This window comes from Flavobacterium sp. CFS9, assembly GCF_041154745.1.
Lineage (GTDB): Bacteria > Bacteroidota > Bacteroidia > Flavobacteriales > Flavobacteriaceae > Flavobacterium.
This window is the reverse complement of sequence record NZ_AP031573.1, coordinates 3,316,257-3,342,043: the sequence shown is the minus strand read 5'-3', so window position 1 is coordinate 3,342,043 and position 25,787 is coordinate 3,316,257. Positions and strand designations below refer to the sequence as shown.

22 protein-coding genes and 2 pseudogenes are annotated in these 25,787 nt (G+C 31.3%); 14 read left to right on the top strand and 10 right to left on the bottom strand.

Annotated features, from left to right (window positions below):
* Positions 1-465: 465 nt before the first annotated feature.
* From ACAM30_RS14130 to ACAM30_RS14115, 4 genes and pseudogenes are all read right to left on the bottom strand, one after another.
* Positions 466-1,794, bottom strand: a complete 1,329-nt coding sequence (locus tag ACAM30_RS14130) for a hypothetical protein (protein WP_369615248.1) — start codon at positions 1,792-1,794, stop codon at positions 466-468.
* A gap of 504 nt (positions 1,795-2,298) precedes the next feature.
* Positions 2,299-3,459 (bottom strand): IS3 family transposase, encoded by a 1,161-nt coding sequence (locus ACAM30_RS14125; protein WP_369615247.1) that lies wholly within the window; start codon positions 3,457-3,459, stop codon positions 2,299-2,301.
* A 35-nt stretch (positions 3,460-3,494) separates the two neighbouring features.
* Complete coding sequence (locus ACAM30_RS14120) at positions 3,495-4,637, bottom strand: IS3 family transposase (protein WP_369615246.1); 1,143 nt, start codon at positions 4,635-4,637, stop codon at positions 3,495-3,497.
* Positions 4,638-4,806: 169 nt separating this feature from the next.
* Positions 4,807-5,379 (bottom strand): annotated as a pseudogene (locus ACAM30_RS14115) (ATP-binding protein); the annotation flags it as partial.
* Between the two features lie 114 nt (positions 5,380-5,493).
* Between ACAM30_RS14115 and ACAM30_RS14110 the strand changes: the two are divergent.
* Genes ACAM30_RS14110 through ACAM30_RS14095 form a run of 4 tightly spaced genes read left to right on the top strand, consistent with a single transcriptional unit; the run spans position 5,494 to position 9,844 of the window.
* The gene (locus ACAM30_RS14110) at positions 5,494-6,147 is read left to right on the top strand and encodes a TnsA endonuclease N-terminal domain-containing protein (protein WP_369615245.1); all 654 of its coding nucleotides are present in this window, start codon (positions 5,494-5,496) and stop codon (positions 6,145-6,147) included.
* A gap of 1 nt (position 6,148) precedes the next feature.
* Positions 6,149-7,972 (top strand): Mu transposase C-terminal domain-containing protein, encoded by a 1,824-nt coding sequence (locus ACAM30_RS14105; protein ID WP_369615244.1) that lies wholly within the window; start codon positions 6,149-6,151, stop codon positions 7,970-7,972.
* Positions 7,972-8,856, top strand: coding sequence for a TniB family NTP-binding protein (locus ACAM30_RS14100; RefSeq protein WP_369615243.1), 885 nt, complete (start codon positions 7,972-7,974; stop codon positions 8,854-8,856). Before ACAM30_RS14105 ends, ACAM30_RS14100 begins: the two co-directional genes overlap by 1 nt.
* A gap of 7 nt (positions 8,857-8,863) precedes the next feature.
* Positions 8,864-9,844 carry a TniQ family protein gene (locus ACAM30_RS14095; RefSeq protein WP_369615242.1) on the top strand — a complete coding sequence of 327 codons (981 nt, stop codon included), beginning with the start codon at positions 8,864-8,866 and terminating at the stop codon, positions 9,842-9,844.
* Here ACAM30_RS14095 and ACAM30_RS14090 read toward each other — a convergent pair.
* On the bottom strand, positions 9,837-11,591 hold the full coding sequence (locus ACAM30_RS14090) for a hypothetical protein (RefSeq protein WP_369615241.1): 1,755 nt from the start codon (positions 11,589-11,591) through the stop codon (positions 9,837-9,839). The genes ACAM30_RS14095 and ACAM30_RS14090 overlap by 8 nt on opposite strands.
* 205 nt (positions 11,592-11,796) lie before the next feature.
* Here ACAM30_RS14090 and ACAM30_RS14085 point away from each other — a divergent pair, with 205 nt between their 5' ends.
* Positions 11,797-12,399: a recombinase family protein gene (locus ACAM30_RS14085; protein ID WP_369615240.1), complete on the top strand. Its 603-nt coding sequence runs from the start codon at positions 11,797-11,799 to the stop codon at positions 12,397-12,399.
* Between the two features lie 40 nt (positions 12,400-12,439).
* A complete protein-coding gene (locus ACAM30_RS14080; protein WP_369615239.1) occupies positions 12,440-12,934 on the top strand; it encodes a hypothetical protein in 495 nt (164 codons plus the stop codon).
* A gap of 137 nt (positions 12,935-13,071) precedes the next feature.
* Here the strand turns inward: ACAM30_RS14080 and ACAM30_RS14075 are convergent, their stop codons facing one another.
* From ACAM30_RS14075 to ACAM30_RS14060, 4 genes are read right to left on the bottom strand one after another with little or no spacing between them, the layout of a single operon-like run.
* Positions 13,072-13,218 carry a DUF2188 domain-containing protein gene (locus tag ACAM30_RS14075; protein ID WP_369615238.1) on the bottom strand — a complete coding sequence of 49 codons (147 nt, stop codon included), beginning with the start codon at positions 13,216-13,218 and terminating at the stop codon, positions 13,072-13,074.
* Between the two features lie 18 nt (positions 13,219-13,236).
* Positions 13,237-13,911, bottom strand: a complete 675-nt coding sequence (locus ACAM30_RS14070; RefSeq protein ID WP_369615237.1) for a YecA family protein — start codon at positions 13,909-13,911, stop codon at positions 13,237-13,239.
* A complete protein-coding gene (locus ACAM30_RS14065) occupies positions 13,889-14,896 on the bottom strand; it encodes an adenylate/guanylate cyclase domain-containing protein (RefSeq protein WP_369615236.1) in 1,008 nt (335 codons plus the stop codon). The genes ACAM30_RS14070 and ACAM30_RS14065 overlap by 23 nt, the downstream gene beginning before the upstream one ends.
* Before the next feature lie 3 nt (positions 14,897-14,899).
* On the bottom strand, positions 14,900-15,400 hold the full coding sequence (locus ACAM30_RS14060; protein ID WP_369615235.1) for a Pycsar system effector family protein: 501 nt from the start codon (positions 15,398-15,400) through the stop codon (positions 14,900-14,902).
* Positions 15,401-15,519: 119 nt separating this feature from the next.
* Between ACAM30_RS14060 and ACAM30_RS14055 the strand changes: the two genes are divergently transcribed.
* The 6 genes from ACAM30_RS14055 to ACAM30_RS14030 all read left to right on the top strand — a co-directional run bounded on the left by ACAM30_RS14055 (position 15,520) and on the right by ACAM30_RS14030 (position 20,169).
* Positions 15,520-16,206 (top strand): RNA polymerase subunit sigma, encoded by a 687-nt coding sequence (locus ACAM30_RS14055; RefSeq protein WP_369615234.1) that lies wholly within the window; start codon positions 15,520-15,522, stop codon positions 16,204-16,206.
* Complete coding sequence (locus ACAM30_RS14050) at positions 16,193-16,528, top strand: hypothetical protein (protein ID WP_369615233.1); 336 nt, start codon at positions 16,193-16,195, stop codon at positions 16,526-16,528. The genes ACAM30_RS14055 and ACAM30_RS14050 overlap by 14 nt, the downstream gene beginning before the upstream one ends.
* The gene (locus tag ACAM30_RS14045) at positions 16,491-17,306 is read left to right on the top strand and encodes an ImmA/IrrE family metallo-endopeptidase (protein WP_369615232.1); all 816 of its coding nucleotides are present in this window, start codon (positions 16,491-16,493) and stop codon (positions 17,304-17,306) included. Before ACAM30_RS14050 ends, ACAM30_RS14045 begins: the two co-directional genes overlap by 38 nt.
* Positions 17,307-17,501: 195 nt before the next feature.
* On the top strand, positions 17,502-17,714 hold the full coding sequence (locus ACAM30_RS14040) for an antitoxin Xre/MbcA/ParS toxin-binding domain-containing protein (RefSeq protein WP_369615231.1): 213 nt from the start codon (positions 17,502-17,504) through the stop codon (positions 17,712-17,714).
* 159 nt (positions 17,715-17,873) lie between these two features.
* Positions 17,874-18,971 (top strand): IS3 family transposase, encoded by a 1,098-nt coding sequence (locus ACAM30_RS14035; RefSeq protein ID WP_369615230.1) that lies wholly within the window; start codon positions 17,874-17,876, stop codon positions 18,969-18,971.
* Positions 18,972-19,008: 37 nt separating this feature from the next.
* Positions 19,009-20,169, top strand: coding sequence for an IS3 family transposase (locus tag ACAM30_RS14030; protein ID WP_369615229.1), 1,161 nt, complete (start codon positions 19,009-19,011; stop codon positions 20,167-20,169).
* A 73-nt stretch (positions 20,170-20,242) separates the two neighbouring features.
* Here ACAM30_RS14030 and ACAM30_RS14025 read toward each other — a convergent pair.
* Positions 20,243-21,007 (bottom strand): annotated as a pseudogene (locus tag ACAM30_RS14025) (YifB family Mg chelatase-like AAA ATPase); the annotation flags it as partial.
* Positions 21,008-21,405: 398 nt separating this feature from the next.
* Between ACAM30_RS14025 and ACAM30_RS14020 the strand changes: the two are divergent.
* Both ACAM30_RS14020 and ACAM30_RS14015 read left to right on the top strand, forming a co-directional pair.
* The gene (locus ACAM30_RS14020; protein ID WP_369615228.1) at positions 21,406-24,402 is read left to right on the top strand and encodes an amidohydrolase family protein; all 2,997 of its coding nucleotides are present in this window, start codon (positions 21,406-21,408) and stop codon (positions 24,400-24,402) included.
* Positions 24,403-24,442: 40 nt separating this feature from the next.
* Positions 24,443-25,750 carry an amidohydrolase family protein gene (locus ACAM30_RS14015; protein ID WP_369615227.1) on the top strand — a complete coding sequence of 436 codons (1,308 nt, stop codon included), beginning with the start codon at positions 24,443-24,445 and terminating at the stop codon, positions 25,748-25,750.
* Positions 25,751-25,787 lie beyond the last annotated feature (37 nt).

Sequence of the window (25,787 nt, the reverse complement as noted above, 5' to 3'; positions counted from 1 at the left end):
TGTTGCTTAATTCATATTCCTATTCCTATTGTCACTTGTTAATCAGGCAATAAACAAACTGATCCCTTCAAATATATTACAAATAATACTTACAAAAAAATATTTTTTGTAATATTTTTACCAATAAAAAGCGAATTAAAAAAGTCTTTCCGGATCTTTTCTTGAGGACTACAAAATAGAACCGAAACTAGGAAAGAGCCTAAAAAAAGGTAAAATCTAAAATCTTACAACATACTAGACCAAACAATAAAAAATAATTAAGAAATATCAAATTTTTTCATTCTAATTCAAGCAATTGATTTGTATTTTAAAAAATTCCCTATAACAGTTTTTTACTCAAATTTGATATATAAAACAATTAATAGATCATTGCTTGACAAACCTGTATTAACCACTATTTCTATAAAAAGCAATATAAAATCAAGACTTTCAAAACCAAACACTTACAAAATAAAGACTATTTTTTTAACCAACATTAGTATAAATTCCCATTTCAGAAACGACCTGATTCATTGTATATTCGACAGCTTTTTGATTGCTACATTTAACCAAAAGAGCATCAAAGACGTACAAAACGTCTATTCCTACCTTGTTTAATCTGTTAATACATTCGGTCATTATTTTGACTTCTAAATCAAACATTTTTTGACTCGTAATTTTGTAATTATTTTTATTCTTGTCAGCTATAATATTTTTTAACATCGTTGGCTCATTTGTTTTATAATAAGAATATAATACACTTTGTTTCATCTGTTGAGTCTTTTTATTAAAAAAACTTAAATGCTCTTCCTTTACAATATTTAACTCCATTTCTAACTTATCCTTTATCAGCTCATGAGTAATATATTTTTTGGTACCTCCATATAACCTTACAGCTAAATTTGGATGTAAACATTTGAAATCAATATCAATAGTTTTCTCATTATCAATTTTAATAAGGTTACGAATAAATCTAGGCATCATATTTATTGAATCATACACCCTCCCCCCAGATCTTTCTCCAGATATTGAGGGATATTTAAATCCATTCTCAGTTAAATATCTAAACAATTTTAAACTGTCTTCTAAATAAATTCGTTGCTGATCCACTAGATCGGTCTTCTTTCTCCCATTTAAAATTGTCAATTTTTTCCCCTTGCCATTCCTGTATTTCATCTTTACTAACCTTTTAGCCTCTGCTAATATTTCGTTTTCTACAGGAAGGGTTAACTTGGGATATATATTCAAAAGATTTGTTACAATCAAATTATTCTTCGATTCTATTATTTTTGTGAGATAGATATCTAATCTTTTTTTCTTATGATAAGAATTTGATATTTTATATATTTCAACTTTATTACTAAAAAACAAGCTAGAGAGTCTATACTGCTTTGACCTTGCCCCTACTTCGTATGTTTCAGTCTCTCTGTCGTTTAGTTTAACTTCTATCAAAGGACTAAATGAAAATATTGGGTCAAGTAAAAATTCTATAACCTTTTTATAAGTCCCATCAGATCCTGGAATCTGCTCTCTCAAAACCTTACTAGACAACGATTTCCACTTCTCATTATTACTGATAAATTCTATATGTACGAGATTCGACAAGAAAACCAAACAATATTCTACAGCCAAAAGCTTATCTGAACTAATTTTTAGCAATCTTTTTTCAATTTTCTTTGCACTTAACAATCTAACTGAACGTTTTGGCACTGTAAGAGTATTAATGTCTTTTAATAATTTTTGACAATTCAAAAATTCTTTATAGTTACAATCTTTTTCATTAAAATATTGAAATTCTTCATTAATACTAAGCATGCGATTTTTATTATTATTTATTATTTTTTTTTTTATTTTTTTTTTTTTATATATATTTTATATGAATATATATTATTCATTATGTGTCCTTAAAAATTATTAACTGCGATGTACAATTTGAGTATTAATCAATAAGCTTCAAAAAAGGTACTTTTACAGAGCTATTCTATTTTTTTTTGAAACAAAAATCGAGTTTTTAGTATATTAAATCAATAATTTATCTAATAAACTTAGTACTAACTAAAGGAATTTTTAGAGTGTCAATCTCAAAAATGTGCTACATATTAAAAAGTTAATTGTAACTATCAGACTCTTTACCCGTTATAAAAAGTAGTTTTATTTTATTGATTTAGAAGAGTAATGCAAATACCATTTTTCAATTAGACAGGAAAAAATATTGAAGCATGAGAAAGATTATATTTAAGTGCTTTTTAGCCATTATCTAATAAAAGACAACATTGTTACTTCTTTACACTTAATATCGCTTTAAAACAACTCAAAAAATCAGAGTAAATTATTAATTCTATCAAATTCTTCGATTTTCCTATAGCCTAAATATGAATGCCTCCTCTTTTTATTATACCAATTTTCAATATATTCGTATATTTCTGCTATCATCTGTTTTCTCGGCAGAAGTTTGTTCTTATTAATTAATTCTCTTTTAAAACAACTGAAAAAACTTTCACAAACAGCATTATCAGTATGATTATCTCTACGACTCATACTGCGTCTGACGCAATTATAAGAGTCTAAAGTTTTTGTGAAAACTTTATTAGCATATTGAGAACCTCTATCGGAATGGAAAATTAACGCTTTATCAATTTTCCTATTGCTAACTGCCATTTCCCAAGCTGGTAAAGTTGTCGTTTTTGTGCCCATTGTATCACTTAAACTCCATCCTATTATTTTTCTATCAAATAAATCTATAATAATGGTAAGATATAGAAAGCCTCTCTTTGTCTGTAAATATGTAATGTCTGAAACCCAAACTTGGGAAGGGTCAGTAACTTTAAACTCTCTATTTAAAACATTTGAAGACACATAATGATTATGAAATGAATCAGTTGTAGCTTTAAATTTTCTTTTGGCTTTTCTACGTAGTCCTAATGCTTTCATATAAATATTTACTTGTGAACTACATAATATATATCCTCTCTTTTCAAGTTCTTTAGCAATTTTTGGACCTCCATATGTTTGCTTAAATTCATAAAATATAGCTGTAATTTGCTCTTTTAATAAATTTATTCGGATTTCTGTGCCTGAAAGTTCTTGTTTCTTTCTTAAATAATAGGTCGTTCTAGATACTTCTAATGAGTTGCACATTTTTAGAATTGAAAATTTATGTTTATTGTTTTCAATGAACTCTTTCGTCATTACCTTTCCTTGAGCAACATATTTACTTCCACTTTTTAAAATCTCAAGTGTAAGTTCTGAATTTTTAATTTTTTTCTCAAGGTTAGTAATTGTTTTCTGTTCAGGAGTTAATTTTAAGTAGCCGGTTCCGCAAAAACTTCCTGTTCCAAATTTTTCAAAGTCTTGTCGCCATCGATACAAACAACTTGCAGTTATTCCTAACTCCCTTTCAATACTTGCAATTTGTCCTTTACCTCTCTCATAGCTTAATTTGACTGCATTTACTTTAAAAGCACGATCATAATTTTTCATAACATAAAGTTTATAATATTTCTACTTTAACATTTTTAGAGCCTGTTTTCAAAATATTCAGATATTTTTTCTTCCATTTGTTTTTTAGTCATAAGAATATTCAAATATGTTAGTTCAGATTTAAAGGAAGTAAAAAAACTTTTAGGCATAGGATTGTCCAAATGATTCGCTGTTTCACTCATACTTCGTTTAATATGTTTATATGAGTTTAATTTACGAGTAAAAATCTTATTAGCGTATTGAGGTGATCTATCAGAATGAAATATCAATCCCTTCTTTGTCGTACGATTCTGAACAGCAATTTCCCAAGCCGGCATCGAAGTTTCCTTTATTGTCAGACCTGTACTCAAATTCCATCCAATAATTTTTCTATCAAATAAATCGATAATAATTGTTAGAAACAACATTCCTTCTGATGTTTCTAAGCTTGTTATTCCCGATACCCAAATCTGTGACGGTTCGTCAGCTTTAAACTGACGATTTAGAACATTAGGAAAAATACAAGGGTTATGAGGAACAAAAATAGAACCAGATTTCACTTTATGTCTAGTGCTAAGCTTACTGACAAGACCTAGTCTATTCATGTAGCGAGTTACCGAGGGAGGTGATAATCTAATACCTCGACTTCTCAATTCTGTTGAAATTTTGATATTACCATATCTCTCTTTGTATTCGTAAAATATAGACATTATTTCTTCTTCTAATAAGATTGTCTCACGCTTTCTTGGAGAAACCATTTTATCTCTCCATTGATAATATGTAGTCTCTCTTATACCTAAAACTTCACACATACCACAAATTGAATATTTATCTAAATTGTTTTCAATAAAATAAAAAATCATTGGTTTTCCTTTCAGGATATATTTTCTTGCATTCTTAAAAATTTCAACTTGACGTTCTACTTTTTGTAGCTTTTTTGTGAGTGTCATTTTAAGTATTGCAAGCCTTTTTTGCTCGGGGTTTCTTTCCCATATAGAAGCTCTTTTTTGTTCGGGGTCTCTAAAATGACCTCTTCCACAAAAGCTATCCTTATCATATTTTTGAAGTTCAGCTTGCCATCTATAGATGTTCGTAGTTGGAATACCAAGTTCTTTTGCGGCTCTAAAACGATTCTTTTCAAGTGCCAATTTTACTGCATTCACTTTAAAATCGCGGTCGTAAATTTTACATTTCTCCATTTCTTAAAGTTTAAATTACGTTTCTAGGTGAATTTAAGAAATATAAATCATATCAATCGAAAATATATTCTCACAAAACGCACATAAAAAACATAAGTTCTTCTTAAACAAAAATTTACACAACAAAACACACTCCGTTAATGAACTATATACTAAAAAGTTTATTATTCAGAATTCTGTCGTAGGCTCTCGCAGACAGATTCAATCGTTCCATTGCCGTTTTAAGCAATTCTTTTGACGGATGGTCAAGAATACAAAACTCCCGAATGAGTTTACTGCTCATTTGTGCATTGTAATGTACGTTTTCGATGGTTTCAAAACGTTTGGTTTGAATTTCTCTTGCGGCTGTAACCCGTTTGCGGATTTCAACACTGCTCTCGGCTTTTCTATCATCGGCCAGTTTTTCAAAAGGAACCGGAGTCACTTCGATATGAATGTCAATCCGATCCAGCAACGGTCCTGATATTTTGCTCAAATAACGCTGCATCTCGTGTGGTGAAGAAGTATTGGGCATAGCAGGGTCGTTAAAAAAACCACTCGGACTTGGATTCATACTCGCCACGAGCATAAACGAAGAAGGATAAGTTACGGTGAATTTAGCACGTGAAATGGTCACTTCCCGATCTTCCAGCGGTTGGCGCATCACTTCAAGAACATCGCGCTTAAACTCCGGTAATTCGTCTAAAAACAAAACACCATTATGAGCCATCGAAATTTCTCCGGGCTGAGGATAACTTCCTCCTCTGTGAATTACCCCCATATATGAGAATAAAGCATTAAATCTCTTATGTTTTTACATCATTAGATGAGAATATCGATTGCATAAAAAAATATTAACATAATAATACAATGGAAGATGATAACAAGTTTCAAAAGAATAAGAAAAATTTTACCTAACAATTTTTCAGTAACGGGTCATATATGTAGTATTAAAAACAATGAGCACATAGAATTTGAATCTTCTTTAGAAAGAGATTTTATATACCTTTTAGAATATAATCTCGAAGTGAAAAGATACTATGAACAACCTATAAAAATTAATTATCTCGATAAAAATATCGAGAAATACTATGTTCCTGACTTTTTTGTTGAATATTGGGATGGTACAAAAGAATTAGTTGAAGTTAAATATGCTCAGGAGCTAGAAGAAAAACATAATGAATTATCTACAAAGTTTAAAGCAGCTGAACTTTTTTGTACTAAAAATAATATCACTTTCAAAATATATAATGAACATTTAATTCGAACACCACTAGGTTGGAATGCGAAGTTTTTAAACTATTATCGATATCCTAAATTTGATTTAAATTTTGATGAAATTACAATGATACGAAATAGACTGGAAGAGTTAAATAATTCAACTCCTGCAAAGTTAATAAAGGATATGGCAAATGATGAATCAAAACAAGCAGAACTTTTGTATCTATTATGGTATCTTATCGCAAATTATTCAATAACTTTCGATAATGATAAAAAACTCAGTATGAACACCTTAATTTGGGTTAAATAAAATGGATAGATTATTAATTAATATTGGTGAGAAGGTAATCTTTAAAGAAAAAGAGTGCATCATTATAAAAATTATAGATATCAATACAGTATCTATCGAGGAAATTTTCACAAACATAATTCATACTGTAACAAATAATTCAATTAGTCCATTTAATTCAATTAGAAATTATCATGATATACAAAATTTATCTGAAGATAAATGGCAAAAGGCATTAAAGAGATTTGAAATTATAAAACCAATTCTTTTGGAAAGACGGAATGTTGACTTGGTAAAAAATGTTGCTTCTCAAAATCACATTAGTATAGCAACTTTATATCGATGGGTAAAAGAATATACTGAATCTGGATTAGTCTCTTCTTTGGTAGGGAAAAACAAAGGAGTTAATGTTGGAAAAAGTAAACTTCCTAAAATTTTAGATAATATTATAAATGACAAATTACATTCTGTTTACTTATCCAATTCAAGACATTCAATCATAAAAACCATTCGCGAAATTGAAATGGCTTGTAAGGACATGGGAATTAAAGCTCCTCATTCTAATACAATAAGGAATAGAATTAAAAATATTTCAGAAGAAGAAAGAATTAGAAAACGCTATGGAAATAAGGCTGCTCGAGAAATTTTCGAACCAATAAAAGGGAATTTCCCTGGTGCAAATTATCCTCTTTCAGTTGTACAAATCGACCATACACCTGTCGATATAATCCTAGTTGATAATCATTTTCGACAGCCATATCATAGACCCTATCTTACTCTGGCTATAGATATCTATTCTAGAGCCATACTTGGATTTTATTTATCCTTCGATCCTCCAAGCTCTCTAAGTGTAGGAATGTGCATATGCCATAGTATTTTACCAAAAGAAAATTGGTTGGAATCAATAGATGTAAATACTGATTGGGATTGTTGGGGAATAATGGATTCTATACATGTTGACAATGCTAAGGAATTTCATGGAAATATGCTTAGAAAAGCAACTCAAGAATATGGAATTGATTTAAATTTTAGACCAATTGCTACACCGCATTTTGGAGGACACATCGAAAGAACATTAGGTACTTTTTCAAAAGAAATCCATGACCTACCTGGAACTACTTTTTCATCAATCAAAGATCGTGATAATTATGATTCTAAAAAAAATGCCTCTTTTACTTTAGAAGAGTTCGAAAGATGGCTAACTATTTATATCACAAAGATCTATCACAAAAGAATCCACTCCTCAATAAATGAGACCCCAATAAATAAATTTAAGAAAGGTATTTTAGGTGATAATACAACCATTGGTAAAGGAATACCTCCTAGAATTTTTAATGAACGGAAAGTAAGGCTTGATTTCATGCCCTTTGTAGAAAGAACCATTCAGGAATATGGCATCGTGCTCAATCACATATATTACTATGATGATGTATTGAGGTCATACATTAATTCAAAAGATGAAAAAGGTAACAAAATAAAATATATCTTCAGAACAGATCCTAGAGATATTAGTATTGTGTATTTTTTTGACCCATTTTTAAAAGAATATTTTGAAATTCCATATAAAAACACCTCCTTCCCTCCTATGTCAATTTGGGAACATCGCGATATTATTAGAAAGTTAAAAAAGAATAATATAGGAATTATTAATGAGGATGCCATATTCTCCGCCTATCGAGAATTAGAAGAAATTGAACGAACTGCTGTATCTCTTACAAAAAAAGAAAAAAGAAAAGACCGAAGGGAAATCATACCACAAACAGAAAAAGTTTTGAGTCCAAATAAAATAATTGTTGATTCTATTAAAAATGAAATTATAATCGAACCTTTTGAAGACATAGAATAATGAACCATTTAAACGACAAAACAAGAGAAATAGTAATAAACTCTTCACCAGAAGAAAGAATTGCTAACACAAAAAAATTTAGTTGGATTGGTTACACACAATCTATAAGTATTTTTAAAAAACTAGACGATTTAAAAAACTACCCTAAAGTCTACAGAATGCCAAATCTTCTCCTAATTGGCGAATCAAACAACGGCAAAACTGCAATCCTAAGAAAATATGATGAACGAAATGAAGCTTATGTTAGAGAAAGTGATTTGCAAGTCATAAACCCAGTTCTGTATGTTCAAGCTCCACCTGAGCCTGATGAAAAAAGATTCTATAATATCATTCTTGACAGTTTGTTTGCTCCTTCTAAAACTACTGAAAAAATAGATTCTAGACAACAAAGGGTTTTACATTTACTAAAACGAATGGAAACTAAAATATTAATGATTGACGAAATACATCACGTTTTAGCTGGTTCTAGCAGAAAACAAAGAACCTTTTTAAATGTTATAAAATTTCTATCTAATGAACTTCAAATACCAATTGTTTGTGCGGGTACAAAAGATGCATTTAATGCTATTCAAACCGACCCCCAATTATCAAATCGTTTTGAACCTAAAATTTTACCTCGATGGACTAATGATACCGAATATAAACGGTTGTTGCTAAGTTTTGAAAAGATACTACCTTTAAAAAAGGAATCTAACTTAATTGAAAATTCGATAGCAGATAACATCTTAAATAAAAGTGACGGATTAATTGGAGAAATTTCTAAAATCTTAGAATTAAGTTGTATTCAAGCCATAGAAACTGGAAAAGAAAGAATAGATAATCAAATCATTAATTCTATAGATTATATTCCTCCAACCAAAAGGCGAAAACAAATTTTATATTGATTTTTTAATGGTTCTTATCAAGAATAAAAATATCTGGCCCGCATACATTCATCCGCAAAAAGATGAATTGTTTTCATCTTGGTTATGCAGATTATCTGCCGAGCATCAAATTAAAGTATATAGTTTTCTTAAAATCTATTTTAAAAGTTCAAATCATTTTCTAGCAAGAAATGTTGATTTAATCAAACCAAATGAAATTATAAATGGAATAGTTAACCATTCCCTTTTAAACAAGCGAGAAGCTGACAATCTTTTTTTGACATCCTATGAAGGAATTATTTTTGAGAAAGCAAATTGTAAAACTTATACAATTGGATTATTACCACTTGGCATATCCAATCAAAAAAGAAAAAATTTTGGAACCCTATATTGCCCATCCTGCTTGAACAAGAAAATTCCATATTTCAAAAAGCAATGGCGATTATCAATTTCCCTAGTTTGTCTAGATTGCAACATAAGATTAAAAGAAAAATGTGATAATTGTAATAATCCAATAACATATCATTTAACAAATCTATCCAAAAATACCAGTGATGTAATACATCCCCTCTCTCTTAAATATTGTCTATGTGGATATGATTTATCCCAAACAAACATTAAAGATGAACTACCAACAGCAATAGAAATTGAATATCAAAAATTTATCAATCAAACCATAAGTGATGGCTACAATAGTATTTCATCATTTTCTTTTCTCTTTTTCGAAGGTTTTATTATGCTTCTTACTAAATATTTATCTTCGTCAAAAAACAATCGATTTAGGTCAGGTTTACTATTACATTACAAAAAAAATAATATCCCTTCAGTGAAAAAAGATTTTGGGCTTTGGTCAATTGAAAAAAGAAGAATTGCAATTATCGATGTATTTCCTTTATTTGAAAATTATCCGACTACTTTGAATACCTTTCTAAAAAAACATAGAATTTATAAATCATACATCCGAAATGATAATAATTATCCATACTGGTTTTTGAGTAATTTTACTTAATATCATTTAGAATTCTTTTTTTTATTTTTCCTGCAAGTCTAGCTGCCAAAAAATCAATGATTTCATTTTCCGTCTTTTTTTCTTCACCTTTACGAAGTAATTCACATTTCTTTCTCTCATGCTCTATCGGTCTGAGTATTTTTATATTACTTTCTTTCTGAAAATTAGAATTTTCTTTTTCATTTACTTTAGACCAATTATAATTATGTTTATTAATAACCTTTTCTAAAAAATCTTTGATTCTAATTTCACAAATTGAATTAAACTTATAATTATTTGTACAAGCAAACATTCCTATATAGTGATTTTCTCCCGCTTCAATAACAGTGTAATTATATCCGCCTATTTCAATTTGACAAATACTAGCTACTAAAGACATAAGGTTTTTTCTAACTTTTACTCCAGATGGAACGATAGTCAATCTAGGATTTAAGCCTTTATTATCAAGCAGTAAATAGCTAGCAGTATAGCCTTCATTTTTTAAGAATTCTATAGCCTTAAAAAAAACTCTAAAAAATAAAGATTCAGTTTTACTTTCAATGGCCTGATATCTAGCAGTGTCACTAAGACTACTTTCCTCAGTGTAATTAAATCCTACTTTATTATTTTCCTTTAAAACAGTTTTATTTGTAATATACTTTTTTAACTGGTCAATTCTATCTAGTTTTTTAAATTCCGGGGCAATACTAAATTTATTATTTTTAATTGTTTCATTCGTCACTAGTGGCAATGAATTATTAACTGAATCATTTGACAATTCCTCATTCTCTTCGTAATTTTCTTTAATTATTCGATTTACACTCCGATCACGTTGTACAACCTCTTTCTCATCTCTTAAACCCGTACTCCTCTTGTCATTTAAATCAAGATAAAATATTTCATCTTGCTCAAAAAAGGGTTTTCTTTCATCTACCGGTTTTGCCTCTTCAATTGCAAACACTAAAAAAAATTTATCTTTTGAATCTTTATCAGTTAAGTAAATTCCAATTACAGATAAGTATGTTTTTATTCCAAATGGCAAATTTGTGGTTATATATGCTTTGCGATCTAAATTGTTTTTAGCCTGATTTAACCATTCTTTTTCATGCGCATGAATTCTCTTTAAAGCTCGATATCCATCGTTATATTTTGTAAAAAAATATTTTCCTATTTTTTTTGCTGAGTCCTGATTAATAAGAGTACTTGGATATAATAAAATATTTGGAATAATCTTTTCTAATTTTTCTACAGCTGAAAAATTATTTACCAAAATATTTGTTGTATAAGTATCGGTATAAAAGAAAAAGTCTAAAATTACATGTACAGGTATAATAAATATCGTGTTTTTTTCCTCTCTTTTTTTATAATAACAGGGTACTCCATGAATAAACTCTGTATCAAAAATTTCATCCTTGTCAAAAGGTTGAACAAAATCGTTATATGGATCTATTAAAATACTGTTTTTATAGACATAATTTTTAATTGAACTTTCAATTGGTACCATTAATAAATTCCCTGAGCAATCAAAAATTGATCCTAGTGGAAAATTCACTGTTCTTATTTCTTCTATTTCTAGAATTATTCTAGGATTATCTTTTCTAAAAATATTATCCTTAAGATAATTCAATTTCTCAATATTAATTAATACTGCTTCTTTAAAAGTTTGTGTTCCCTGTACAGACCTTCTATAAGAAATCAAGATCCAATACTTAAAGCTCTTTCCATTTATGTATTTAGCAATTTCTTTAAGTTGTTTATCCTCAATCATATTTATTCTTAAGTATTGCGTTTTTATTACAAACAAATATGAGAATATTTTTTTTATAGTCGTAAAAATATTACAAATTTAACTAACACCATTTTTAGATTATAATCTAATATTAATCTAGATTTTGTATTTTTATGTTACAGAATTATTGGAGTAAACACATACCAAATATACCTACCCTAAATTTGGTCTAATTAAGACAAAAATGAAAGCACGTTATGTTAGAGTATCAACATTAAATCAAAAAACTGAAAGACAGATTGTAAAACAATATCCAGATGAAGGAATTTACATTGACAAAGTAAGTGGCTCAATCCCATTTTCAAAAAGACCGGAAGCTCTTAAATTAATGAAAGATATTATTGAAAAGAAAATTAACTATGTAAGTATATCAAGTATTGATCGATTAGACAGGAATACATTAGATGTACTGCAAACTATTGAGCAATTACACTCAATGAATATTTGCTTAAAAGTTGACAACTTAGGATTGGAAAGTTTAACAAATAGGAAAGAAAATCCAACTTTTAAATTAATTGTAAGTGTGTTGGCTAATATTAGCGAAATGGAAAGAGATTCTATTTTAGAAAGACAGCGTGAAGGTATTGCTATAGCAAAAGCGAAAGGTATATATAAAGGTAGAATAAAAAATACTTCTGAATCAACAGAAAAATTCCTTGAAAAATATCCAAATGTAGTTTCTTATTTAAAGAGAAAAAACCCTCCAACTTTATTGGAAATAGCAAAACTTACAGACTGCTCGAAGAATACGGTTCAAAAAATTAAAAGAAAACTAAATAAAGATTGATCAATATAATAGCATTTTATTAAATATTTTAATTCAGATTATGACAAATCATTGGAAACAACAAGGTATTCCACATAAAGGCTGGAGTTTAAACGATGTAATTGATGTAAGACAAGATGGCGAATCGGAAGACGATACCGATTATGAAACTTGTATGATGTGTGGAAACGAGAAAATAAGATACGTACATCTTGTAGAACACCCTGAAGTTGAAGATGAATTTCGTGTAGGTTGTGTCTGTGCTGAAAATATGACCAATGATTATTACAATCCTGGAAAAAGAGAAAAGGAATTAAGAAATAGAGCTAATCGATTAAAAAACTGGCATAATCGAAAGTGGAAATTAAGTCAAAAAGGCAATTTTTATTTAAAAATTGAAAATCATATACTAGTAATATTTAAAGACAAATTTACACGAAAATTTAAGGTCATGATTGACAGAACAACTGGCAGTAAAGTATTTGAAAATCTTGAAAAAGCAAAAATTGCAGCTTTCAAAGGAATTGAATATTTTAAAAAATCCGGGAAATGGTGATAACTGAATGATTAGTAAATCTAATCACTCAGTTATTCTTAATACTTTATATCCTTGCTTAATGCCGGATCATTACCAGGCTTTACTGTATCACTGTCCCTAATTGGCCCTGCATTTGGCCTGTGAATTTTTACCTCTCAACCTCCTGAATTTGCTAAAAATTGCTTAGCTAATTTTTCATCCTCCTTTTGTGTAGATGTAATTGCTGATGCTCTTTGTCCATTTGCTTTTCGAACATTCCATCCCTCCTGCCCTTTTTTCCGAGTAACTTGATAATTTGGCATCGTATATATATTAAAATTTTATAATTCTTCTTCTTTTATTTTCTTACTCATTTTTTTGACTAAACTCCGTAATTCAAACAAATCAGTTTCTCTTCTTTTTTTTGATAAGCCTTTAAACACTTGATAAGCATCCTCATGACATCTCTTAAGCTTTTTACCACTACCACAAAAACAAACATCATTTCTATAAAGTTTTGTGACATTAAAAAGAGCTAAAAACTCGATAACCTCAGTAACATTTCCTAATTTTAAAAGTTCACTGTAATACTGAAAAATTCCCATATCTCCATGATCAAAATCTCCATTTGCCCACCTGCCCTGAGAATCAAAATACAATTGATTAGCCAGATAAGGTAAAACATACTTTAGAAAAAAATTCTTTATAGTCATTCCTCTTTGAGCTACCAAATTTTCTTCCTGGAGTGAGCATACACAACAAGATCCGTCTTCACTTACATGCCTGTCTGGAACATGTTCAAATTTATTTCCTATTTCAAATAGTCGGGGAAACTGATACGGATATCTTGGCGGAACTATTACTTTTATATTGAAACTTTCCACATAAATATTTGCGCTGTCAAATATGTCCACTTCCCCGGAAAGAACTTTAAACTTATTCTCTACTGTTAGCTTCATTTTCGGAAACATTTCCAGAACCTCTTCTAAATCGTTATCTATTTTTGATCTTTGCATATGGTTTGTTTTCTCCAACTGCTTCTCTTAAAAAAGCAATATTTGGAACATTTGATATCTGAGGCTTAATTGTAATATCACCTGAAACTGATGTCGCTATATATGGGGATGATTTAAGATATTTAATCCAGTCAAAAACATACTGAGTATAAAAAAAGCTATTTTCAGGATCGGAAAATATATAACGTTTCTCCACTACAACAGAATAAAATTTATCCTCAAATTGCGCTTTATCTTTTACATTTTGTCCCACAATTATCTCATTACTACCTGCATAAGCCTGCATTTTAGCTGCTAAACTGGTATGTAAACTATAGGTAGCAATTTCACTGGTCTGATCTGTACCAGCAACGCCCCATAACACCTTATCGTCATTTCCGAAATCAATTCCGATCTTTGTATATATCCTTTCAATTCCGTGTTGTTCAAATATTCTTTTTAAGTCATTTTTTACAAAATAACTAAACAAACTAAGAGCTGTAAGACAATGCTGAGTTGCTTTATTCTTATCGATATTTTTACCTCCAAAATAAACAAACAACCCATCTCCCTGTATTCTTTGGACAAATCCTCCAAAAACCTGACAAACATTTATGGCCGCCAACTGAATAGTGTTGGTAATGATCATATTGGTTTCCTCATCATATTTCTTAAAAAGATTGGTCGACCCCTTTATATCAATAAATGATGAAATAATATAATGTTTCTCAGTATTAGATGTCCCTTTTAAATACATAAAGTCCGGATGATGGCCGATTACTTGATTACTTCGGGGAATTGCGCCCATATTTTTTGCAATTGCTGCTAAATCGGTTGAAAGAGATAATTGTGACCGATTTGAGATATAATCACTCATGGTATATTTCCCTAAAACTGCAGCTCTGGATTGGTCTGAAAATGTAATTGATTCATTTAAGCTCTTGCGAATCTCGTTTCTGTTAAGAGCTTTCTCGATAATGTTTTGATATTCTAAAAATGGTTCCATAAATTATATAATGTTCGTTACTAGTGTTATTGCATAAACTAATAGAAGAATAAATTCAATTATGATTAATCTTCCGGCATAAAAAAGTTTTTTATATTTTGATTGTAGCCCTCCTGCTAAACTATATGCCTGGCAAGAAAGATCCTTTAGGAAATTCTTATCTGACATATCCTTAATTCTATCCACATATTCATCAAACGTGGTGTTCCTTACATCCTGAAAAAAAATAACCGACTCGCTCTTTTCTGACGCGCTTACTAAATAAGGAGTAATGGCAATAAGTGTTATTGTAATACTTGCGACAGCAAGAAATGCTATGCTTCCTAATACAAATACTGAAAAAGAAGTAACGTCTTGAGGTTTACTGGAAGCAGCCAAAGTAATAATACCTCCAAGTATGGCTGTATTTAGCGCAAGATATAGATTGCTTTTAGTTTGGGTACTTTCCATGTAGGTATCAAAACGATTAATTATAAATTTCACATGTTCTATTTTTTCTTTCATTTTTATTTAAATTGTTTTTAAGTTGTCTTAATATTTAACTTACAAATCATATATTTGATTTGATATATGAGTCCCTCACTCATATACCAAATCCGTTACTAACGCTTTCAGGTATATAGATGGAAACCACACTAAATGATACAATAGATTTCGAGAAAATATGCAGTTCTGAATTACTGGATTATATTTCTTTTAAAGCAGAATATCCAAAGGAAGCTGAACTAGCTTTTGCAGAATTTTGCAGACGTTTTGAAAAAGATATACTTCAAAAGGCGGAAGTATACTGCTCAAAATTTGGTTACAATGAAATTGTTGCCTTGGATGTTGCACATTGTGCCTTTGCACGTGTATGGAAGTATCCCACATTTAATGTAGAAAAATTAAAAGGTAAAAGCATTGATAAAGGGATTTTATTATGGCTTTATCCTATAATGTATACACAAATACTAAAATTTGAGCATGCAACAACATGTGCAGATCCAAATGAAGAAGAAGCTTTAGAAATAATTACCAATTTAGATGATCTAACTGAAAAATTGTGCGATAGTGACGATATAGAAGATAAAAAAATATTACGCAAAAAACTGCAAATAATGGATGGTGCTTTTTTAGGACTAACTGAAAAACACAAGATTATTTATCTGACCTACAAAGCATATGAAAGAGAGGGGAAAAATATACCGCGATCAATCAGTAAAAAACTCCAGGAGACTCTAGAGCTTGTTCCTGTAACTATAAGAATCTATAAAAGAGATGCAAATCTTCATGTTCAAAAATATTTAAACGAAAGTCATGCAAGAAAATAATAACCCAATAATTAATTTAGAAAATCTAGACTATCATCTAGGAGCGCTGGGGTTTCTTTATCCAGTTAGCGAAGCTCAATTAGATATATTCAATATTGTTTATGCTGACTTTGATTTTAAATTAAAAGAAGTCCATATTGATGTAAACTCAATCATAAATAATAAGATAATAAAAAAATCGGTCATTCAGCTTAATAATTATAGTACCTCCGAAATAAATGATTTAAAGATGGCCGCCAGAAATGGTAATGAAAATTTATCAAAGGATATTATTGACAAAATGTATGAAAAGCACCGAAAAAAGCGAGATAATGAAGACTAGTTCTTTACTTGGAATTAAAGATTTAGCTGAAACTATAGCTTTAGACTATCCTGAAATCATAACTCCTTTAGAGCGTATTATTTCGGAAGAAGATTTGGAGCTGTACTATGATAATTATGGCGATGCTTTTGACGGAATGACAATTTACGATGATTCTCAGTTTTTTATACATATAAATATATTTAAAGGCAATCAGCCAGGAAGCTTCAGATCACGCTTTAGTATAGCTCACGAACTCGGCCATTACTTTATTGACAATCATAGAGTTGGACTAAAAAAAGGGCTATTATCACCACATCCTTCAAAAAATAATGAAAATACTCACTTTAGAATAGAAAGTGAAGCAGACTATTTTGCTTCATGTCTATTAATGCCAGAAGAAAGATTTAAAAAGTACGTTCTGAGAAAAAAATTTGATTTTTCAATTATAAAAACCTTGTCAGAGTTATTTCATACCAGTATCACGGCAACTGCGATACGATTTGCAGATCTAGGAAATCATCCAATTATGATCGTCTTTGGAGAAAATGGGAAAATAAAATGGAAGCACTGCAGTAAAGATTTTCCTTTTCAATATTTATTGTACAGCTCTAAAATCCCTGAAGATTCTGTAATGGGTGAATATTTTTACAAAAACAGAATTCCTGCAAGTTCAGAAGATGTTTGGCCAATGGATTGGTTTGAATATGTTAATGATAGAAATAGCCAAAGAAAGTTTAAAGAACACTGTATTCCTCATAAAAACCTAGCTTTTAGTATAATATGGGAAGCCCAATAATGTTTTATGGAAAATCATAAAATTTGCTTTTTTGACATTTTAAATATTACTTTAAAACACATATAAATGCATTCTCATTTATTATTTTAATTCACACCTTCACTGAGTAAAATATTACTACATTTATAATCAACAACTTAAACTATTTTAATCATTTCAAAATCTAACTTTAAATAGCACTTTTGCACCAATATAATGGAATCAGAAAAATTAATTACTAAGGCAATAGATGCTTTATATCAGCACGCAGAATCTCTTTTTGACAGCAAAGGAGATTTTGATAGATGGCTAGACACTCCCAATTTCTTCACAGATAAGCATCCACCTCGGGAATTATTAAACAATATTGAAGGTATTAATTTTATCGAAAGCCGTCTAACCGCTATGGAATATGGTGATAACATTTAAGAAAGATAATAATATATCCAGTGTAGCAAACATAAATTTTCAATACATTTAGGAAATTACTCAAGATAATGATATATACTCTATGCCATTATCTTTTTTTATTTACATATCTACGTCATTATTTCTTAAATTCACGTAATAGAACATGAGCTTAAGGAAATGAAAGAACGAAGAATTTATGACCGTAATTTCAGGGTAAATGCAGTTAAACTAGGCCTTGAAACAAATCTTTCTAAAGTTGCAAAAGAACTTGGCATAGCTCCGACCAATATCTATAGATGGCAAAAAGAACTTCAAAAATATGGGAAAGAAAGTTTTTGTGGACCAGGTCGTTTTAGGAATCCTGAACAAAAAAGATTTTCCGAACTTAAAAGAACACTTAAACAAAAACTTAAAGAGACTCAGCTTGAAATTGAAATTTTTAAGAAATCAAGTAAATATATTTCTGAGGGAAAACCAATGATTTTTCATTTTATTGAAAACAATTTGAATACATATCCGCTTTGGAGAATGTGTAAAGTTTTAGGTATAAGAGATTATACGTATTATAGGTGGAAGAATCATGTAATATCTCCAAGACAACATCAAACAATCTTATTAGAAGAAGAAATAACTTCTATATTTCATGAATATAAAGGGATATATGGTAATGTAAAGATTTCAGCAGAATTGCAAAGTCGGGGTTTCAAATTATCACGTGCTCAAGTTACTCTCTATATGAAAAAATTAGGCCTTACGAGCAAGGTTAGAAGAAGAGATAAAGCTACCTCTAGTAAATTTTATAATCCTTATGTTTTTCCCAATGTTCTCAATCGACAATTTAAAGCTGAAGAACCTTCTCAGGTTTGGGTTTCGGGTATAACCATTATAGAAACAGCGACTGGATTTTTGTTCCTAACAATTATTATAGATTTATTTGACAAAAAAATTATAGGATGGAGTTTGAGTAATGGATCAACAATAAAAGAAACTTCTATCCCTTCCTGGGAAATGGCGGTTCATAATCGAAAAATAAAGAAGGGGTTAATATTTCATTCTGATCGATCACCTCAATACGCCAATAAATTGTTTACTCATAAATTAAACTCTTATAAAGAGGTCAGACAAAGCATGAGCCGAACAAGGAATCATTTAGATAATATTATTCCTAAAAACTTTTTTACTTCTTTTAGATCTGAATTAATGGCTTCAAATATACTTCCGACTAAAAAACAAATAGAAGAAAAGATATTTGAACATGTTGAAAATAGGCATTAAAAAAGTCATCTTTTTATAAATAATTAAACTTCAGAATATGAGAAAATATGAACGTACTTTCAAAGAATATGCAGTAAAATTAAGTTATGGCAGAGGAAAGGGGCAAATTGAAAATCTTGAAAAAGAGCTGGGGACAACTCGAGGCTGTCTAAATAGATGGCGGAAAGACTTTAAAAAATTTGGAAAAGGAAGTTTTTGTGGAGGTGGCTACTTAAAATTAACTCCCGAACAAGCCTTAATTACTAACCTTGAAAAGAAACTCAAAGAATCACAGCATACACTGGAAATTTTAAAAAGTGGAAGTAAATACGTTTCTCAAGGAAAAGCAATGATTAAACAATTCATTGAAAACAATAAATCTAAATTCTCAATTTTAAAGATATGTACCGTGTTAGAAGTGTCGAGAAGTACATATTACTGGAGAAAAAAACATGAACCTACAAATACGAAAATTCGAGTAAATTTATTAAAAGAAGAAATTACAGCTATATTTTATGAATTTAAACATACGTATGGTTGCATAAAAATTACTAAAGAGCTTGAAAAGAGGGGATTTAAAATACACAGCTCGCGAGTATCACTATATATGAAAATGCTGGGCCTTCGAAGAAAAGTCAAAAGAAAATATAAGGTCACAACTGATTCAACTCATAATCATTATGTGTCTCCAAATGTATTAAATAGAGAATTTAGAGTTAATGAACCTTCTAAAGCTTGGGTTTCCGATATTACACACATACAAACAACGAATGGCTTTCTATACCTTACCATTGTTATGGATTTATTTGACAGGAAAATCATTGGATGGAGTTTAGGTGATCGATTGAGCACTAAACAAACTACCTTACCTGCTTGGGAAATGGCAATTAAAAACAGGAAAATTGCTAAAGACTTAATTTTCCATTCTGATAGAGGTGTTCAATATGCCAATAAAATTTTTACCAGTACGTTAGACTCCTATAAATGCGTTCGGCGTAGTATGAGTCGGAGACAAAGTCATTATGATAATGCCGTTTCTGAAAGTTTTTTCAATTCTTTTAAAGCTGAGTTAATTAATGGAAATAAACTCCTACCGAGGAATCAAATGAAAGTTAAAGTATATGAATACATTGAAAATTGGTATAATAAAAAGAGAAGACATTCATTCTTAGGTTACAAGACAATCGAAGAATTTGATAAAATTAATAATTTAGTCTAAAAATATACTTTCATTTACTTATGTAAAATTATCATTTACTTGTGTACTTTATCATTTATTAATGTAATTGACAAACACTGTGAATTTTAGTGGTTTCAAGAGCTTCACGCAAAGTCATCGGCGGTAAAATACTTGGTACTCTTTTAGCCAACATGGTTTTTCCTGCACCTGGCGGACCAATCAAAATGATGTTATGACCTCCCGCAGCCGCAATTTCCATGCATCGTTTTATACTTTCCTGTCCGCGTACATCCGAAAAATCAAATTCCGGAAACTCTAAGCTCTTATAAAATTCAGCTCTGGTATCAATAACGGTAGGCACAAGCACTCCTTTCCCTTTAAAAAAATCAATAACGTCCTGAAGATTTTCTACACCATAGACGTCTAGTCCAGTCACTATTGCGGCTTCCTTCACATTCTGAACAGGCAGAAAGAAACCTTTATAACCTTCTTCCTTTGCTTTAATTGCGATAGGTAGTGCTCCTCGAATGGGCTGTAAACTTCCGTCTAAAGAAAGCTCACCCATAATAATATAGTTTTCAATCTCCGGTGCTTTTACCTGATCCGAAGCTACCAAAATTCCCATCGCCAAAGTTAAGTCGTACGCAGAGCCTTCCTTTCGTAAATCTGCCGGTGCCATATTAATGGTTATTTTCTTACCCGGAAAATTGAATCCATTATTCTTAAGCGCAGCGGCAATTCGATAACTACTTTCCTTGATGGCATTATCCGGCAATCCTACTAAATGATACCCAATCCCTTTATCCATATGAACTTCAATCGTAATCGTTGTTGCTTCTACTCCAAAAACAGCACTTCCGTAAACTTTTACTAACATAATTTCTGAAATGACTCTAAATCTAACAAAAATACAAAAGTAGTCTTTTTATTACAATTTTTACACTTTTATTTGGGGACCAATAATTTTGACCTTACAACTATCTCCGTAATGCAGGAATATTTTTTGTTTAGCTTCTTCTTTTATTTTGTTAGAGAAACATTCATCAGAAATCCCAAAATATAAGTTTTGTTTGTATTAAAATTAATTACACCAAATAAATACCCAAAACAAAAAAATCTAGTAACAACATTCAAAAAACAATGCATAACACCAAATTCTGAAGAATTACTAAATCGTTTTTGGTGCTTAACGCGGAATATAAAAAATTAATTTTCATTAAAACTTGCTCAAGTATTAATATTTCCTATTTTTAATGAAAATTTTATTAATTATCCATGAAAAGAAAACTACTACTACTGTTTTTGAGTGTTTTTTTAACAAAAACGTACGCTCAAGATTACTTTCCCGTTAATGAAAGTGTCCACAACAAAAACAACAATTACACTGTTTTTACCAATGCTACGATTTATGTAACCCCAACACAAAAAATCGAAAAAGGAACCTTACTAGTTCAGGATGGCAAAGTGGTTGGCGTTGGAAACAACATCACCATTCCTAAAAATAGTGTTGCCATTGATCTTACAGGAAAAACGATTTATCCTTCGTTTATTGATATCTACACCAGCTTTGGGGTTGAAAAACCAAAAAGTGCTCCGGGACGCGGACGTGACCGCAGCCCGTTATACGACACCAAAAAAGTAGGTTACTACTGGAACGAAAGCGTTCGTCCGGAAGTAAATACTTATGAAACTTTTAAATACGATCAGTCGAAAGCCGAAGAATTATTAAAAGCCGGTTTTGGAGTAGTAGGAACGCATATTGCTGACGGAGTTGCTCAGGGAACCGGAATTTTAGTGGCGCTGAACAATACCGAAAACAGCAAACAAATTATCGCCAATAAAATCACCAACCATTTTGCTTTTACAAGAAGTGCGCTGACCAATCAGGCTTACCCAAGTTCGTTAATGGGTATGACGGCTTTGTTACGTCAAATGTACCTGGACTTAGACTGGTACAAAAAAGGGAATTCAGAAACCAAAGATTTGTCATTAGAAGCTTTAGCTGATAACGAAAAACTGGTTCAGATTTTTGCTACAGAAGACAAACTAAACAGCTTAAGAGCAGCGAAAATTGCCAAAGAATTTGGATTAAACTATATTCTGAAAGGAAGCGGAAATGAGTTTGAAAGAATTGAAGAAATTAAAGCTACCAATGCCAAATACATCATTCCAATCAGTTTCCCTGAGGCGTATGATGTTTCTAACCCTTATTTGTCCAATCAAATCGAATTGGCCGATATGCGTTTCTGGAATCAGGCACCAACAAACCTAAAAGTGCTTTCAGAGAATGGAGTTGTTTTTGCTTTAACAACTGACAAATTAAAAAAGACTGAAGATTTTAAAACTAATTTATTAAAAGCCATTAAATATGGTTTCGATAAAACAAAAGCTCTGGAAGCTCTAACCACAGTTCCTGCAGCTATTTTAGGAAAAAGTAATGAAGTAGGAAGTTTGAAAACAGGAGCTTTTGCCAACTTTATCATTACTTCAGGTGAAATTTTTGACGAAAAAACTGTTTTATACGAAAACTGGGTTCAGGGAACGAAATACGTTGTGAACGATGTTAACGCAAAAGACATTCGTGGTAATTACGACTTAACGGTTGGAAAAGATACTTACAAATGGAAAATCGAAGGAACGGTTGATACTCCAAAATCTGAAATTACAACTGCAGACACAAAGAAAGTAAGCAGCACTTTTGCTGTTTCTAAAAACTGGATTACTCTTTTAATTAAACCAACTGATTCAATCAAATCAAATTTTACACGTTTGACCGGATTGATCGAAAAACCGGAAAACTTATCCGGAAAAGCGGTATTGGCAAACGGAACGGAATTGTTCTGGACTGCTACAAGAACAAGCCCTTTTGTTGCTGTAAAAGATTCGACCAAAGTTGAAAAACTAAACCCAATTATCCCGACAACTTATCCAAATATTGCTTTCGGTGACTCCAAAAGACTAACGGCTCAAACTTTACTATTCAAAAATGCTACAGTTTGGACCAATGAAAAAGAAGGTATTTTAACTGAAACTGACGTTTTAATTAAAAATGGAAAAATTGCCGCTGTAGGTAAAAATCTTTCAGATGCTTCAGCTACTGTTATTGATGCTAAAGGCAAACACATTACCAGCGGAATTATTGACGAACACTCTCATATCGCCATTTCTAAAGGGGTGAACGAAATGGGACATAACTCGACTGCCGAAGTTACGATTCAGGATGTTGTAAACTCTGAAGACATCAACATCTATAGAGACTTAGCAGGAGGTGTAACTACTTCCCAATTATTACACGGATCTGCCAACCCAATTGGAGGACGTTCTGCCATTGTAAAATGGAAATGGGGTGCTGCACCGGAGGAAATGCTATACAAAAACCAGCCAAAGTTCATCAAATTTGCTTTGGGAGAAAATGTAAAACAAGCAAATTGGGGAATTGATAATCCTACTCGTTTTCCACAAACAAGAATGGGAGTTGAACAGGTTTTTACTGATTATTTCCAACGTGCAAAAGAATATGATGAAAGCTGGAAAAAATTCAACGCAGGTTCTAAAAAAGGAAAAGCACCAAGAGTTGACTTAGAACTGCAAACAATCGCTGAGATCCTAAACAAAGAACGTTTTATTACCTGTCACTCTTATGTAGAATCTGAGATCTTAATGTTGATGAATGTTACAGAGAAATTCAATTTCAAAGTGAACACTTTTACACACATTCTGGAAGGATATAAAGTTGCTGATAAAATGAAAGAGCACGGTGTTGGAGCTTCTACATTCTCTGACTGGTGGGCTTATAAATTTGAAGTAAATGATGCAATTCCGTTTAACGGACCAATCATGCACAATCAGGGATTAGTGGTTGCTTACAACTCAGATGATGCCGAAATGTCTAGAAGACTGAATCAGGAAGCTGCAAAAGCAGTAAAATACGGAAACATCTCTGAAGAAGAAGCGTGGAAATTTGTAACACTGAACCCTGCCAAATTATTACACATTGACGATAAGGTAGGAAGTGTAAAAGTTGGTAAAGACGCTGACGTTGTATTGTGGAGCGAAAACCCGTTGTCTATTTATGCTAAAGTTGAAAAAACAATGATTGAAGGTGTAGTGTATTTTGACCTTGAAAAAGATGCTGAAAAACAACAGGCTATTGCTAAAGAAAGAAGTTTATTGATTGGACAGATGTTACAGGAAAAAAACAAAGGAATGAGCACACAGCCGCCAACCAAAAAAGAGAAGAAAGAATATCACTGTGATACTTTAGAACAATAATAACGGCTTTATAAAATTCATAAAGATAAAAACAGATAACATGATTAATAAAAACATATATATAGGTCTGCTTGCTTTTTGTGCCTCATTGCAAATAAAAGCACAGCAAATACCGGCACCACAACAAACCAAATCGGTTTTGATTTTAAATGCTACTGCGCATTTAGGTAACGGAAGCGTTATTCAAAACAGTGCCGTAGGATTTAAAGACGGAAAGTTAACCTTGGTAGCAGATGCAACGACCGTGAGAATTGCTGCCGATGCATACGACACAACCATTGACGCCAGCGGAAAACACATTTACCCAGGATTTATCGTAGCTAATGCAACATTAGGTTTGGTAGAAATTGATGCCGTGAAATCGTCAGACGATCAGGAAGAAATTGGAACTTTTAATCCAAACGTAAGAAGTATTATCGCTTACAATTCTGAATCGAAAGTAGTAGAAACCGTTCGTCCGAATGGGATTTTAATGGCTCAGATCACTCCTCGCGGGGGTAGAATTTCCGGAACTTCTTCTGTGGTGCAATTAGATGCCTGGAGCTGGAAAGATGCCATTATAAAGGAGAATGACGGAATTCACCTTGACTTCCCTTCTAATTTCAGAAGATCGGGATCATGGTTTGAACCGGGAGTTATTGAAGCCAACAAAGATTATCCAAAACAAGTAGAAGAAATCGCTGCTTTCTGGGGTAATGCAAAAGCTTACAATCAGGCTGCTTCAAAAGAAAGAAACATTGTTTTTGAAGCTACAAAAGGTCTTTTTGACGGAACTCAGACGCTATACATCCATGCCGACGAAGAAAAACAAATCGTTGATGCTATTCAGTTAGCGGCAAGCAATCAGATCAAAAAAATAGTTGTTGTAGGTGGTTTTGAAGCCTATAAAGCTGCTGATGTACTGCAAAAATATAATGTTGGTGTATTCTTAAGACGTGTTCATGACATGCCTACAAGTGACGACGAAGATGTAAATCTGCCTTATAAAATGGCCAAAATACTTACCGATAAAGGCATTGTGGTAGGACTTGAAAACAGTGGTGATCACGAGCGTATGAGCGTGCGAAACCTGCCGTTTTTAGCAGGAACCTGCGCAGCATATGGCTTAGACAGAGAAAAAGCATTACAGCTTATTACTTCAAATACGGCAAAATTATTAGGCATTGACGCTACTTGCGGTACTTTGGAAACGGGTAAAGATGCCACTTTATTTATCTCTGAAGGTGATGCACTTGACATGAGAACAAATAAGTTAACCACTGCTTTCATTCAGGGAAGAAAGATTAACTTAGAAACTTTTCAAACAAAACTGAACGATAAATTCAAAACAAAGTTCAATCAGAAATAAGCAATAGTATTTTATAACAAAAGGCGTCATTTGAAAA